The organism is Pantoea sp. WEP (assembly GCF_041678305.1).
GTDB classification, from domain to species: domain Bacteria; phylum Pseudomonadota; class Gammaproteobacteria; order Enterobacterales; family Enterobacteriaceae; genus Pantoea; species Pantoea dispersa.
In genome coordinates this window covers 1,487,369-1,501,548 of the sequence record NZ_JBGNXB010000001.1, presented here as the reverse complement: position 1 = coordinate 1,501,548, position 14,180 = coordinate 1,487,369, and the positions used below count along the sequence as shown (strand labels likewise).

The 14,180-nt window shown below is 57.8% G+C and carries 13 protein-coding genes; 9 read left to right on the top strand and 4 right to left on the bottom strand.

Annotated features, from left to right (window positions below):
• Window positions 1-12: 12 nt before the first annotated feature.
• The 3 genes from fruK to ABVR31_RS06865 all read right to left on the bottom strand — a co-directional run bounded on the left by fruK (window position 13) and on the right by ABVR31_RS06865 (window position 2,610).
• Window positions 13-951 (bottom strand): 1-phosphofructokinase, encoded by a 939-nt coding sequence (fruK, locus tag ABVR31_RS06875; protein ID WP_021509266.1) that lies wholly within the window; start codon window positions 949-951, stop codon window positions 13-15.
• A complete protein-coding gene (gene fruB / locus ABVR31_RS06870) occupies window positions 948-2,078 on the bottom strand; it encodes a fused PTS fructose transporter subunit IIA/HPr protein (protein ID WP_372772209.1) in 1,131 nt (376 codons plus the stop codon). Before fruB ends, fruK begins: the two co-directional genes overlap by 4 nt.
• A gap of 277 nt (window positions 2,079-2,355) precedes the next feature.
• The gene (locus tag ABVR31_RS06865) at window positions 2,356-2,610 is read right to left on the bottom strand and encodes a YkgJ family cysteine cluster protein (protein WP_058757250.1); all 255 of its coding nucleotides are present in this window, start codon (window positions 2,608-2,610) and stop codon (window positions 2,356-2,358) included.
• Between the two features lie 152 nt (window positions 2,611-2,762).
• Between ABVR31_RS06865 and yeiP the strand changes: the two genes are divergently transcribed.
• The 9 genes from yeiP to yejF all read left to right on the top strand — a co-directional run bounded on the left by yeiP (window position 2,763) and on the right by yejF (window position 13,634).
• A complete protein-coding gene (gene yeiP, locus ABVR31_RS06860) occupies window positions 2,763-3,335 on the top strand; it encodes an elongation factor P-like protein YeiP (protein WP_031280049.1) in 573 nt (190 codons plus the stop codon).
• 99 nt (window positions 3,336-3,434) lie between these two features.
• The gene (locus ABVR31_RS06855; protein ID WP_058769931.1) at window positions 3,435-4,409 is read left to right on the top strand and encodes a GTP-binding protein; all 975 of its coding nucleotides are present in this window, start codon (window positions 3,435-3,437) and stop codon (window positions 4,407-4,409) included.
• Between the two features lie 45 nt (window positions 4,410-4,454).
• Entirely contained in the window at window positions 4,455-5,162 is a 708-nt protein-coding gene (locus ABVR31_RS06850) for a phosphatase PAP2 family protein (protein WP_058769930.1), read from the top strand.
• 514 nt (window positions 5,163-5,676) lie between these two features.
• On the top strand, window positions 5,677-6,252 hold the full coding sequence (gene mepS, locus ABVR31_RS06845; RefSeq protein ID WP_031280047.1) for a bifunctional murein DD-endopeptidase/murein LD-carboxypeptidase: 576 nt from the start codon (window positions 5,677-5,679) through the stop codon (window positions 6,250-6,252).
• Window positions 6,253-6,479: 227 nt separating this feature from the next.
• The gene (locus ABVR31_RS06840) at window positions 6,480-8,045 is read left to right on the top strand and encodes a cyclic di-GMP phosphodiesterase (protein WP_058780320.1); all 1,566 of its coding nucleotides are present in this window, start codon (window positions 6,480-6,482) and stop codon (window positions 8,043-8,045) included.
• Window positions 8,046-8,111: 66 nt separating this feature from the next.
• On the top strand, window positions 8,112-9,920 hold the full coding sequence (locus tag ABVR31_RS06835; protein ID WP_372772206.1) for an extracellular solute-binding protein: 1,809 nt from the start codon (window positions 8,112-8,114) through the stop codon (window positions 9,918-9,920).
• Window positions 9,921-9,930: 10 nt separating this feature from the next.
• Window positions 9,931-11,022, top strand: a complete 1,092-nt coding sequence (locus tag ABVR31_RS06830) for a microcin C ABC transporter permease YejB (protein ID WP_059009158.1) — start codon at window positions 9,931-9,933, stop codon at window positions 11,020-11,022.
• Window positions 11,022-12,044 (top strand): ABC transporter permease, encoded by a 1,023-nt coding sequence (locus ABVR31_RS06825; protein WP_021509256.1) that lies wholly within the window; start codon window positions 11,022-11,024, stop codon window positions 12,042-12,044. The genes ABVR31_RS06830 and ABVR31_RS06825 overlap by 1 nt, the downstream gene beginning before the upstream one ends.
• Window positions 12,045-13,634 (top strand): microcin C ABC transporter ATP-binding protein YejF, encoded by a 1,590-nt coding sequence (gene yejF / locus ABVR31_RS06820; RefSeq protein WP_372772203.1) that lies wholly within the window; start codon window positions 12,045-12,047, stop codon window positions 13,632-13,634.
• Here yejF and ABVR31_RS06815 read toward each other — a convergent pair.
• Window positions 13,628-13,954 carry a hypothetical protein gene (locus tag ABVR31_RS06815; protein ID WP_021509254.1) on the bottom strand — a complete coding sequence of 109 codons (327 nt, stop codon included), beginning with the start codon at window positions 13,952-13,954 and terminating at the stop codon, window positions 13,628-13,630. The two genes, yejF and ABVR31_RS06815, sit on opposite strands and share 7 nt — an antisense overlap.
• Window positions 13,955-14,180: the final 226 nt, after the last annotated feature.

Sequence of the window (14,180 nt, the reverse complement as noted above, 5' to 3'; positions counted from 1 at the left end):
GCTCTCCTGCTGTTAGTTAACGGGTTGTAAGTCGACGCGCGCCATCATCGCGGCCAACTGGGTACGATCGGTCACGCCGACGTTGCTCTGGCTGACGGCCATGGCCGCCACCGCCGTCGCCAGACGCAGCGTGTGTTCACTGGATTCCCGCATCAGCAGGCCATAAATCAGGCCGCCAACCATCGAATCTCCAGCGCCTACGGTGCTGACCACTTCACACGCAGGCGGTTTGGCGATCCATTCGCCAGAGGCATTGACCCACAGCGCGCCTTCCGCACCGAGGGAGATCACCACGTGGGCAATGCCCTGCTCGCGCAGCTGGTGCGCGGCGTCAATCACATCCTGCAGCGTCGGCAGCTTGCGGCCGGCCCAGATCTCAAGCTCGCGGCGATTGGGTTTTACCAGCCACGGTGCCGCTTTCAGACCGGCCACCAGCGCTTCACGGCTGCTGTCAAAAATGATGCATGGGCAGTGGGTGCGCAGATCGCTCATCCATTTGGTGAACGCGTCCGGCGCAACGCCGGCTGGCAGGCTGCCGCTGACGCACACCATATCGAACTGGCCCAGCCAGGTCAGCGAGTCGGCGGTGAAGCGGTCCCAGTCCTGGGGCGTGACGTCAAAGCCCGAGAAATTGAGGTCGGTGACGTCGCCGTCTTTTTCCGTCAGCTTAACGTTAATGCGGGTACGGCCCTGCACCACCTGAAAACGGTTAGCGATGCCGAGTTCGCTGAACAGCTGCTGAAAGCCGTCCTGATTCTCTTTGCCGAGGAAGCCGCCGACGGTAACGTCGATGCCGAGATCTTTCAGCACTTTGGCGACATTGATGCCTTTACCCGCAGCGTGCAGCCCGGTGGTTTTGACCAGGTTAACTTCGCCACGCTCGATCTCCGGCGTGTAGCCGACCAGATCGTACGCCGGGTTCAGGGTGATAGTGGCAACGCGACGACTCATGCTGCCCCCTCGCCCAGACCGCTATTAATGGCTTCTTCGATAGCGTGCAGTGCCTGCTGCGCATCGTCACCGCTGGCGGTGAAACGCAGACGATGGCCTTTCTTCACGCCCAGCGCGACCACCTTCATCAGGCTGCGCCCGTTAGCCGGCTTACCGCTGCCGTCGAGATTGGTCACGGTGATATCGCTGTTGAACTGCTTGATCACGCTCACCAGCGCGGTGCCCGGACGCGCATGCAGACCGTGCTCGTTGCGGATGGTGAATTCCGCGGTTAAGACGTCCGCGGCTTCATCAACTTCGCTGGTCAGCAGCGCGAGAATGCCCGCCGCGTCCGCCTTCAGCAGGCGTTCAGCCTGCTTGTTCAGCAGCAGATTGCTGAGGTAGCCCAGCACCTCAAGCGGGCGCTGATCGGTGGCGGCGACCGTCAGCAGCAGCGCTACCGGTTCGCCCTGATGCGTCAGCGGCGTCGCGCTGCGGCTCACTGCCACCGCGCTGTTGAGGTTGCCGTGCGTGCTGTCGCTCAGCCAGATGCCCTGACCGAGGCTGAGCGGCGCGTGCGAGACAACGTCCGCGACAAAGCTGGCGTCAACGGCACCGGCCGCCTGCAGACGACCGGCGTTCAGCGCCTGCAGCGTCATCAGATCGCTGGCTGCCACGTCAGTGGTGATCAGCGACGTATCGAACTGGAATTCAGCGGCCTGCTTTTCACCCATCAGCAGCGCGCGCAGCTCTTCAGCAGAGGCAGATTTCAGCTGCTCCGCGATGCTGTCATCGCTTAATACGTGGGTCAGCTGGCGCAGCAGCGCGAGGTGCTCGTCAGATTTAGCGGCAATACCGATGGCGACGTACGCCGTCTGGCCATCGCCCCAGTCCACGCCCTGCGGGAACTGATAAACCTGCACGCCGGTTTTCAGCACCAGATCGCGGGTATCGGTGGTGCCGTGCGGAATGGCGATGCCGTTGCCGAGAAAGGTGGTGGTTTGCTGTTCGCGCGCCAGCATGCCGTCGACGTAGCCTTCGGCCACATTTCCGGCTGCGGTAAGCGCAGCGGCAACCTGACGAATGGCCTGTTCTTTATCGGACGCGCTGGCGCCGGTGTGAATGGCCTGAACTTCGAGCTGGAACATATTTCTCCTCGCTTGCTGAAAGTGAATCGTTTCAGCCTGATGGCGAAAAATTACGCTGTGCGACACGGACTTAGCCGGGAGGACAACGCTGAAACGTTTCAGGTAATATGGTACAGCACCCGGTTACAGGCAAGAAAATGCGCAATCGGCGTAGCAGATTTTTGATGCTCCGCACACTTCGCGGCGGATTTAGGATTTTTCACAGCGGGCGCGCTGACGCGTTGCTGTAACGCGGCGCCTGTGACGAGCGTGCTGTTCAGCTCGCGTCAGCTGAAACTCAGGGCGCGGTATCCGCTTCCAGCTGCAGCAGGTAGATCATGGCGTCGGCGCGGCTGTTGCCGCACATCTCCGCCTGTGGCTGTAAACCGGCACACACCGCCGGACGCAGCGGCGAGCCAAAAATTTTGCAGCGCTGCTGTTCGTCGAGCTGAACGCAGCGGGTATTGGCCGGTTTGCCGTCAGGCATACCCGGAATGGGGGAAGAGATGGAGGGGGCTGTGCAACAGGCACCGCACTGGTCTCGACATAACATCATGCGCTCCTGCAAAGATTAGCGGCCGACAATAGCAGTCTGCACCGCGGAATTCTATGCGCGACCAACAATTTTCACCGGCCTTACTTGCCTGTTTTTCACCGCGCGAGTAAGTTGGCGCGCATCTACCTGGTTATAGCGAGTCAAGCATTATGCCAAAGGCAAACGAAATCAAAAAAGGAATGGCCGTCACCTGGAACGGTAAACTGTTGCTGGTGAAGGATATCGATGTCCAGAGCCCGAGCGCGCGCGGTGCCGCCACGCTGTACAAGATGCGTTTCACCGATGTGCGCACCGGCCTGAAAGTTGAAGAGCGCTTCAAGGGTGACGACATTATTGATGCCATCCAGCTCAGCCGCCGCGCGGTGACCTTCTCATACATCGACGGCGACGAATACGTGTTTATGGATGACGAAGATTACACGCCGTACAGCTTTAAAAAAGATCAGATCGAAGAAGAGCTGCTGTTTATTCCGGAAGGCGGCATTCCCGGTATCCAGGTGCTCACCATGGATGGTCAGGTGCTGGCGCTGGAACTGCCGCAGACGGTAGACATGGAGATCGTTGATACCTCACCCGGCATCAAAGGGGCATCCGCCAGTGCGCGCACCAAACCGGCGGGCATGAGCACCGGGCTGTCGATTCAGGTGCCGGAGTACCTGAGCAATGGCGATCGCATCCGTATCCATATTGCCGAGCGTCGTTATATGGGACGCGCCGATTAAGCGCACGATTTTCTCCGGCGGCGGTTGATTGTTATAGTATAACAACAGCCTGCGCGCCGGATGCGGTTGTCCGGCGCGGCTATTTTAACGGAGTAAATCATGACGCGCGTGAACCTGATTACCGGTTTTCTCGGTAGCGGTAAAACCACCACCCTGTTACATCTGCTGGCGCACAAACCGGCCAATGAAAAGTGGGCCATTCTGGTCAACGAGTTTGGCGAGATCGGCATTGACGGCGCCCTGCTCGCCGACCGCGGCGCCACGCTGAAAGAGATCCCCGGCGGCTGTATGTGCTGTGTTAACGGCCTGCCGCTGCAGGTCGGGCTGAATATGCTGCTGAAGCAGACCCAGCCGGACCGCCTGATCATCGAACCCACCGGCCTTGGCCATCCCAAACAGTTACTGAATATGCTGCGCGCGGCGGTCTATCAGCCGTGGATCCGCGTGGACGCCACGCTGACGCTGCTCGATCCGCGCCAGTTAGCCGATACGCGCGTCACGGAGAATGAAAACTTTCGCGACCAGCTGATCGCCGCAGACATCATCATCGCCAACAAGAGCGACAAATGGGATGCGGAAGATCGCCAGCGGCTGGCGAGCTGGCAGCAGCAGCATTTGGGCGACCGTCAACTGGTGGAAGCCAGCTGGGGCAATATTGATCCGGCGTTGCTGAGTCAGCCGGCATTGGCGGATCGTGCGGTACCCGATGCCGCGCATCATCATCATTCGTCACGCCCGCAGGGGCTGGCGGCGCTAAAACTGGAAGGCGAAGCGCGCTGGCGTCGTGCGTTAAATGAAGGTCAGGGCTATGCTTCCTGTGGCTGGATTTTCGATGGTGACACGGTGTTCGATACCATTCCGGCTTTAGAGTGGGCGCGGCTTGCGCCGGTGGATCGCGTGAAAGGCGTGCTGCGTACCGCTGACGGTCTGGTCAGCATTAACCGTCAGGGCGAAGACCTGTTCATCGAAACGCGCCCGGTCACGCCACCCGATAGCCGTATCGAATTGATCCACCATCAGGCCGCCGACTGGAACGCCTTGCAGACTGCCCTGTTGAAGATTCGTTTAAATTAGCTGCGGTAGGTTTGCCCGTTATTTTTTTCTTTTTGAGTTACTTTTATGCGCACTACTCGTTTGATTACCATCCTGCTGCTGAATGCGCTGGGTGTGATGCTATTTATGTCGTGGTATCTGCCGCCGGAGCACGGGTTCTGGTTCGCTCTCGACAAAGGCATCTTTTTTGGCTTTAACGACCAGATGGTCGACCATCACGGCTTTGCGCTGCTGGTGGCGATCACCAATTTCCGCGGTTTTGATGCGGTGTCGCTACTGGCGATGGGCCTGCTCTATCTGTGGTTCTGGCGCCGCGAAACGCCGCAGGGCCGACGTCGTATGCTGGCGATTGGTATCACCATGCTGCTGACGGCGGTGATTCTTAACCAGCTGGGCCATCTGCTGCCGGTTAAGCATGCCAGCCCGACGCTGTTCTTTGATAACGTGCATCGCGTCAGCGAACTGACCGGCATTCCGGCAAAAGATGCGTCCAGAGACAGCTTCCCCGGCGACCACGGCATGATGCTGATTATCTTCGCCTGCTTTATGTGGCGCTATTTCGGCTTCCGCGCCTTCCTGATGGGCCTGCTGATTGTGGTGCTCTTTTCCCTGCCGCGCGTGATGGCGGGTGCGCACTGGTTTACCGATATCGCGGTCGGTTCGCTGTCGGTGGTGCTGGTGGGCCTGAGCTGGTGGTTATTAACACCGGCCAGCGACAAACTGGTGAACTGGCTCTATCGTTCGCTGCCCGGAAAATATAAACCCCAGGCGTAATAGTTTAGCGCGGGCGATTATTCATTGTTTTTAAGATCGCCTGCGCTTATTTAATTCTGCAATAAATTATTAGCGGACTAAGCGTTTTCTGATAAAAGAAAAACCTATGCGTCAAATCGTCTGACAATGGCGTTATTCCTGGCCTGTCCAGTCAGAACCCTCTTAAAATCTCCCTTAGCGCCAGAATTAGCCGCTGTTCCTGCCGTTAATTGACGCTTAAATCGCTACCAGTTGTTGATAAAGTAACCGTTGTGTTACAGATTGATTTCACATCAAAAAAACCTATAAAAATTTATATAAAAGCACTCGCCACGCGGTCTGTAATCGGTTAACCTCAACTCCGATTACTACCGTGCAGCATAAAATTCGGTACCTTAAGCAACAAAAATGTGTGCATTAACACATTTTAGTAATTAAGGAATTGTCTTAGAGGGTCGCACTTATTAATCTCAACCCGTTTTGTCATCTGGCTGGCGACATTCTGTCGTAAGGACATCGAAGGAAAACACGTACAATGGTCAAGTCTCAACCAATTCTGAGATACCTCAGGCGGATTATTCCCGCAGTAGCATTAGCAACCCTCTTATCGGCATGTAGCAGTACCCATAACGGTCAGAACGCGAATAACGAGAATCATGAAGTTAACAACCAGAATGGTTTTTTACTTCAGGCGTCTCAGGACGAATTTGAACAAATGGTGCAGAACGTGGACGTTAAGTCCCGCATCATGGAGCAGTACAGTGACTGGAAAGGTGTGCGTTATCGCTTAGGCGGCGACACCAAACGCGGCATTGACTGTTCTGCTTTTGTTCAGCGCACCTTTCGCGAACAGTTTGGTTTAGAGCTGCCGCGTTCCACATCGGAACAGCAGGACAGCGGTAAAGAGATTTCACGCAGTAAACTGCGTCCGGGTGATTTAGTGCTGTTCCGCGCCGGCTCCACCGGTCGCCATGTCGGCATCTATCTCGGCAACGACAATTTTGTACACGCGTCTACCAGCAGCGGCGTGATGATTTCCAGCCTTAACGACAGTTACTGGAAAAACCGCTACCGCGAAGCGCGTCGGGTACTGGCAAAAAATCCCAGTTAATCCCCTTCCTTCCTGATGTTCTCAGCCAGAGAATCTGAAAACGCTGCCCCGGCAGCGTTTTTTTTCGTCTGCGGTTGCTTAAGCCAAATCCATGACGGAAAAAGTAATTGTGAATCAAAAATATAACGAGACTTTTCGCGCAGCCTCGTTATATTCTCGTTGCCTTGAACCAGCACAGTTGTATGCGTTTTTATAATAAAAAGGGCAAGATCAGGGGAACCAACTCCATGCCACTGTCGGGGACGTTAAATCGTCATGCCAGCTACTCGCGGCGCATCGCCTGGAGTAGCGTAATTATTGGGGTCGCGTTTTTTATCCTGTTTGTCACCGTCCTGCTCACGCTGACCTGGCAAAAACGCGTCCAGCAACACCAGCAGCTGCTGGCTCACAGCCGTGACGATCTGCAACAGGTGATGTCAACCCTGGTCGAGAGCCTTTATCCACTGCAGCAATACACTCAACTCAGCTGCAACAGCGTCAACCGTGAGCTGACCTCTCGCGCCGCCTTTGCCGGCAACATTCGCGCGATATTACTGGTACGCGACGGCAACGCTTACTGCTCTTCGGCCACCGGCGCATTTCTGCTGGCCGCCAGCGCCATTTCACCCGATTCAGAGCTGGAGCGCGACCGTGACGTCCGCCTGCTGCCCGGCACACCGCTGCAGCCCGCCAAACCAGCGCTGGCGCTGTGGCTGAAAAGTCCGGGAGCGAACGAAACCGGCATCCTCGCCACCATGAACCTCAGCATGACGCCTTACCAGCTGCTGGCCTCTTACCATCCCGAAATCACGCGCATGGCGCTGGTGGCAGGCGACAGCGCGCTGCTCAGCGGCACCAGCCAGGTGGTGCGCAGCCGCGATTTGCCGCCCGCCCTCACCGACCTGACGCTTGATGACGGCAGCATGCGCTTTGTGCTTTACGGCAGCACGCTGGCCTCACGCGATTACACGCTGGCGTTGCTGACCGGCCTGCTGCTGGCGCTGCTGGTTGCCGCAATCAGCTGGCTGCTGCTGTCGCTGCATCAGCGACCGGGACGTGAAATCCTGCTTGGCATCCGGCGCGGTCAGTTTCACGTTGAGTATCAGCCGCTGGTAACGGCACACAACGGCAAACCCTATGGCGTTGAAGCGCTGCTGCGCTGGACTCACCCGGTTGAAGGCATGATCCCCCCTGATGTATTTATCAGCCACGCCGAAGCGCAAAACCTGATTATTCCTCTGACCCAACATCTGTTCAGCCTGGTAGCGCGCGACGCGCGTTTTCTCTGTCAGCAACTGCCGCGCGGCACCCGTCTCAGTCTGAATATGTCACCGCAGCATCTGGCATCGGCCAGTTTTCGCCGCGACGTGCAAGCGTGGATCGCCAGTATGCCCGCCGATCATTTTAACTATGTATTTGAAATCACCGAGCGCACCATGGTGCGGGAGAAGAACGCCGGCGAAATCTTCGCCTGGCTGCATGAACACAATTTCAAGATTGCCATCGATGATTTTGGCACTGGCCATAGCGCGCTGATCTATCTGGAAAAATATCCGTTCGACTACCTGAAAATCGATCGCGGCTTTGTGCAGAGTATCGGCACCGAAACCGTAACCTCGCCGGTACTTGACACCGTGTTGCTGCTGGCAAAGAAACTCAACCTGAAAACCGTGGCGGAAGGGGTGGAAACCGGCGACCAGGCGGCCTGGCTGGTTAACCGGGGCGTCACGCATCTGCAGGGGTATCTGTTTAGCCGCCCGCTGCGCCCGGAAAAGCTGATTAGCTACTATCAGAACCAGGCCAGTTTGGGTTAACGTCACGTACCGCGCATGAAACTGCTACCATACAGTGCGGATTACCACAGGGAGAGCGCCCCACTTATGCTGCTTCGTCTTGCCACAGCACTACTGATGTGCAGCGCCATTGCGCCGGTGCACGCGGTCACTATCCATGAAAGCTATGCCTTTGCGAAGCTGGGCGAACCGAAATACGCGGTCAACTTCAGCCATTATGATTACGCCAATCCGGCGGCGCCAAAAGGTGGCAAGATCACCCTCGCCGTGGTGGGCACTTACGACAACTTCAACCGCTATGCGTCGCGCGGCAACCCCGGTATCGGCACTGACACGCTGTACGACGGCCTGTTTACCACCTCAGACGATGAGCCCGGCAGCTACTATCCGCTGATCGCCGAATCAGCACGCTATCCCAGCGATTATCACTGGATGGAGGTGTCGATCAATCCGCACGCGCAGTTTCAGGACGGTACGCCGATCACCGCACAGGATGTCGCCTTCACCTTCAGCAAATTCATGACCGAAGGCGTGCCGCAGTTTCGCGTGGCGTTTCGTGGCGTGCAGGTGAAAGCGCTGAACCGGCTGACGGTGCGCATTGAGATGCCCAAACCAGATAAAGACCTGGTGCTGAGCTGGATCACGCTGCCGGTGCTGCCGGAAAAATTCTGGCAGAACAAAAAATTCAATGAGCCGATTGGCTATCCGCCGCTCGCCAGCGGGCCTTACCGCGTCACTTCGTACAAATCCGGCCAGTTCATCCAATATAGCCGGGTGAAGAACTACTGGGCGGCCGATCTGCCGGTGAACCGCGGTCGCTTTAATTTTGATACCCTGCGCTACGACTACTATCTTGATGACAACGTGGCTTTTGAAGCGTTTAAGGCCGGTGCCTATGACCTGCGCGAGGAGAGTTCGGCGAAGAAATGGGCCACACAATATCGCGGGCGCAACTTCACCAGCCACGCCATTGTGAAAGCCACCACGCCGAATGACGTCGCCACCGACACGCGCTGGCTGGCGTTCAATAACGAGAAAGCCTTGTTTGCCGACCGCCGCGTGCGCGAGGCGCTAACGCTGGCGTTTGATTTTGAGTGGATGAATAAAGCGCTGTTCTACGGCGCTTACAAGCGGACCGACAGCTACTTCCAGAACACCGCTTACGCCGCCAAAGGCTATCCTGACGCCGATCAGCTGGTCCTGCTCGCGCCCTACAAGGCGCAGCTGCCTGCCGAAGTCTTTAACAATGCCTACGCGCCGCCGCACTCTGACGGTAGCGGCTTTGACCGCAACAATCTGCTGCGGGCGATGGCGCTGCTGAAGCAGGCCGGCTGGCAGATCAAAAATCAGCAGCTGGTGAACGTGAAAACCGGCCAGCCGTTTCAGTTTGAACTGTTGCTGCGCAGCGGTTCTCTGAACGACTGGGCGCTGCCGTTCCAGCACAGCCTGGCACGGCTTGGCATTACGATGACGCTGCGCCAGGTGGACAGTTCGCAATATCTGCGCCGGCTGCGCGAAGGCGATTACGACATGATTCCGTCGCTTTATCAGGCGATGCCGTGGCCCTCCACCAGCCTGCAGTATGTCTGGCAGTCGGATTACATCAGCTCATCGTGGAACACCGCGCGGGTAAAAGATCCGCTGGTTGACCATTTCGTGCAGCAGATCGTGGCGCATCAGGGCGATGAAAAAGCGCTGCTGCCGCTCGGTCAGGCGCTGGATCGCCTGCTGCTGTGGAACGCCTACATGATTCCGATGTGGTACAACGCCGAGCAGCGGCTGGCCTGGTGGGACAAGTTTTCCCATCCGCAGATAAAACCGGCGTTTGCCACCGGGCTGGAAAACTGGTGGTACGATGTGAACAAAGCCGGTCGTTTACCGGCCGATCGACGCTGAGGAGAGCGGTTTGGGTGCTTATTTCCTGCGCAGGCTGTTGCTGATTATTCCCACGCTGTGGGCCATCATCACCCTGAATTTCTTTATCGTACAGATTGCGCCGGGCGGTCCGGTCGATCAGGCGCTGGCCAACATCCAGTTTGGTCATAGCACCGGTCTGCCTGGCAGCGGCGGCAGTGACAGCGGCGCGCGCGGTGCGCTGGTGCGCGACAATCCCGGCGACAGCCAGTATCGCGGCGCACGCGGGCTGGATCCGGAAGTGGTGGCAGAAATAACCCATCGCTACGGCTTCGATAAGCCCCTGCTGCAGCGCTATGGCGAAATGCTGTGGAATTACCTGCGTTTTGACTTTGGCGACAGCCTGTTTCGTAACGCCTCGGTGCTGCAGCTGATTAAAGAGAGCCTGCCGGTGTCGATCAGCCTCGGGTTGTGGAGCACGCTGATCATCTATCTGGTGTCGATTCCGCTGGGCATCAAAAAAGCGGTGCGCAACGGCAGTGCGTTTGATATCTGGAGCAGCATCTTTATTATCATCGGCTACTCTATTCCGGCGTTTTTGTTTGCCATCATGCTGATTGTGCTGTTTGCCGGCGGCAGCTATCTCGACTGGTTCCCGCTACGCGGCCTCACTTCGCCGCAGTTTGACACGCTTCCGTGGTACAGCAAAATCAGCGATTATCTGTGGCATATCACCCTGCCGGTGCTGGCTACGGTGATTGGCGGCTTTGCCACCCTGACCATGCTGACGAAAAATTCGTTCCTTGATGAGGTGCGCAAACAGTACGTCGTCACGGCGCGCGCCAAGGGCCTGGATGAGAAGCGCATCCTGTACGGCCACGTGTTCCGCAACGCCATGCTGCTGGTGATCGCCGGGTTTCCCGCCACCTTTATCAGTATGTTTTTCACCAGCTCGGTGCTGATTGAAGTGATGTTCTCACTCAACGGCATGGGGCTGCTCGGCTATGATGCCACCATTCAGCGCGACTATCCGGTGATGTTCGGCACGCTGTATATCTTTACGCTGATTGGCCTGCTGATGAATATTCTCAGCGATCTGACCTATACGCTGGTCGATCCACGCATTGATTTTGAGGGCCGCTGATGCGTTTATCTCCCGTTAACCAGCAGCGCTGGCAGCGCTTTCGTCATAACCGGCGCGGCTACTGGTCGCTGTGGCTGTTTCTGCTCATTTTTGTGCTGTCGCTGGGCGCGGAATTATTAGCCAATGACAAACCGCTGCTGGTGCACTATCAGCAGCGCTGGTACGCACCGCTGCTGTTTAACTACAGCGAGAGCGATTTTGGCGGCCAGTTTGCCACGGCGGCGGATTATCAGGATCCGTGGCTGAAACAACGTATTGACCAGCAGGGCTGGGCGCTGTGGGCGCCCATCCGCTTCAGCGACAGCACCATTCATTTCGCCACCGACGTGCCCTTCCCGTCACCGCCGTCCGCGCAAAACTGGCTGGGTACCGATGCTAACGGTGGCGATGTACTGGCGCGTCTGCTGTACGGCACGCGCATCTCGCTGCTGTTCGGCTTGCTGTTAACGCTGTTCTCCAGCGTGATTGGCATTGTGGTGGGTGCCCTGCAGGGCTACTTTGGTGGCCGCGTTGACCTCATCGGCCAGCGATTGATTGAAGTGTGGTCCGGCATGCCGACGCTGTTCATGCTGATTCTGCTCTCCAGCGTGATTCAGCCCAATTTCTGGTGGCTGTTGCTGCTGACGGTGATTTTCGGCTGGATGAGCCTGGTGAGCGTCGTGCGCGCTGAGTTCCTGCGCACGCGTAACTTTGATTATATCCGCGCCGCGCGCGCGCTGGGCGTGAGCGATAGCCGCATCATGCTGCGCCACATGTTGCCCAACGCCATGGTCGCCACGCTCACCTTTCTGCCGTTTATCCTGTGCGGTTCGATTACTACCTTAACCTCACTGGATTTTCTCGGCTTCGGCCTGCCGGTGGGCTCGCCGTCGCTGGGCGAACTGCTGCTGCAGGGAAAAAACAATTTACAGGCACCGTGGCTTGGCCTTTCCGGCTTCTTCGCCCTCGCCCTGCTGCTGTCGCTGCTGATTTTTATCGGCGAAGCGGTACGCGATGCCTTTGATCCGAGCCGGGGGCGCTAAATGAGTTTGTTAACGGTGAATCATCTGGCGGTGGCGTTCGGGCCGCGCCGCGTGGTGGAAGATATCTCGCTGCGCATTGACGCCGGCGAAACGCTGGCGCTGGTGGGCGAATCGGGATCGGGCAAGAGCGTGACGGCGCTGTCGATTATGCGTCTGCTGCCGCAGCCGCCGGTGAGTTATCCGCAGGGCGAGATCCTGTTTGACGGGCGCGATGTGTTACAGGCCAGCGAACGTGAGATGCGCGGGCTGCGCGGCAACCAGATGGCGATGATTTTTCAGGAGCCGATGGTGTCACTCAATCCGCTGCACAGCGTGGAAAAGCAGCTGTATGAAGTGCTGTCGCTGCACCGTGGCATGCGGCGTGAAGCGGCGCGCGCTGAAATTCTCAGCTGCCTCGATCGCGTAGGCATTCGCCAGGCCGCGACGCGCCTGCAGGATTTTCCGCACCAGCTGTCCGGCGGCGAGCGCCAGCGCGTGATGATCGCCATGGCCTTGCTGACGCAGCCCAAACTGCTGATTGCCGATGAGCCCACCACGGCGCTGGATGTCACGGTACAGGCACAGATTTTACAGCTGCTGCGCGAACTGCAGCGCGAACTGAACATGGGCATGCTGTTCATTACCCATAACCTGAACATTGTGCGTCAGCTGGCCCACAGCGTGACGGTGATGCGCAACGGGCGCGAGGTGGAACACAACCGCTGTGATGCACTGTTTCGCCAGCCGCAGCAGCCTTATACCCGCGAGCTGCTGGCCGCCGAGCCGGACGGCGCACCGGTGCCGCTGAACGACGCGCTGCCGCTGTTGCAGGTGAATAATTTGCAGGTGGGTTTCCCGATTCGCCGTGGACTGCTGAAGCGCACCGTGGCGGAAAAAACCGCGCTACACAATCTCAGTTTTACCCTGCGGCGCGGCGAAAGCCTCGGGTTAGTCGGCGAATCCGGGTCAGGCAAAAGCACCACCGGCCTGGCGCTGCTGCGCCTGATTGCTGCGCGCGGCGAGATCTGGTTCGACGGTCAGCCGCTGCATCAGCTGAGCGCGAAGCAGCTACTGCCGCTGCGCCAGCGCATTCAGGTGGTGTTTCAGGATCCCAACTCTTCACTCAATCCGCGCATGACGGTACAGCAGGTGATTGCCGAAGGGCTGGCGGTGCACCAGCCGCAGCTCAGTGCTGCCGAACAGGAAGCCAGAGTCATTGCGGTGATGGAAGAGGTTGGTCTGGAGGCAGCGAGCCGCAGCCGCTACCCGGCGGAATTCTCTGGCGGTCAGCGCCAGCGTATCGCCATCGCCCGCGCGCTGATCCTGCAGCCGCAGCTGATCGTGCTGGATGAACCCACCTCGTCGCTGGACCGCTCGGTGCAAAAGCAGATCCTCACCCTGCTGCGCCGTTTACAGCAGCAGCATCAGCTGGCGTATCTGTTTATCAGTCACGATTTGCAGGTGGTGCGCGCGCTGTGTCATCAGCTGGTGGTGTTGCGCCAGGGTGAAGTGGTGGAACAGGGTGAATGCGAAGCGCTGTTCAACGCGCCCGCAGCAGAGTATACGCGTCAGCTGCTGGCCTCCGCGCAGGGCGAGATCGGGCCTCAGTGACCGTCAAAGGTTTCGGCGATCGCCACGCCCTGATTTTTCAGACAACAGTTAGTGGCGCTCTCGTCGCCGCGCTGAATCAGCAAACACGGCTGCCCTTCACATTCGGCAATTTTGCACTCGACCTGAATCTGCGCCAGCGTTTCCTGTAGCTGCTGCAGGATCTCCAGCGCCGGATGGCCATCATGGCTCAGCAGGCGCAGCGCGACCAGATCCCCGTCATGCGCGCCGTTCGCTGCTTCCTGGCGTTCAATGGCGCCGGCATGTTCCAGCGACCAGCGGTAAAGTTGTGGTAAACGATGCACAACCGAGAGTTGCAACATAGTGTTTCGGTTCCCAGAGACAGTAACGTTATTCACAACGGACGGCTTCATCGCGGTGAATCCCCACCTGGCAAGCTCAGCATACGGACGTCAAGGATAGCCTTCTCGTTTTAAGCACAAAGCGTGATGCAACTTTATTATTTGCGAGCTTTCTCGCATTTATGCCTATGTTTACCGCGTTACGCGGCGCTTAACAATCATTTTAGACGCAATGTCGTTACTTTTT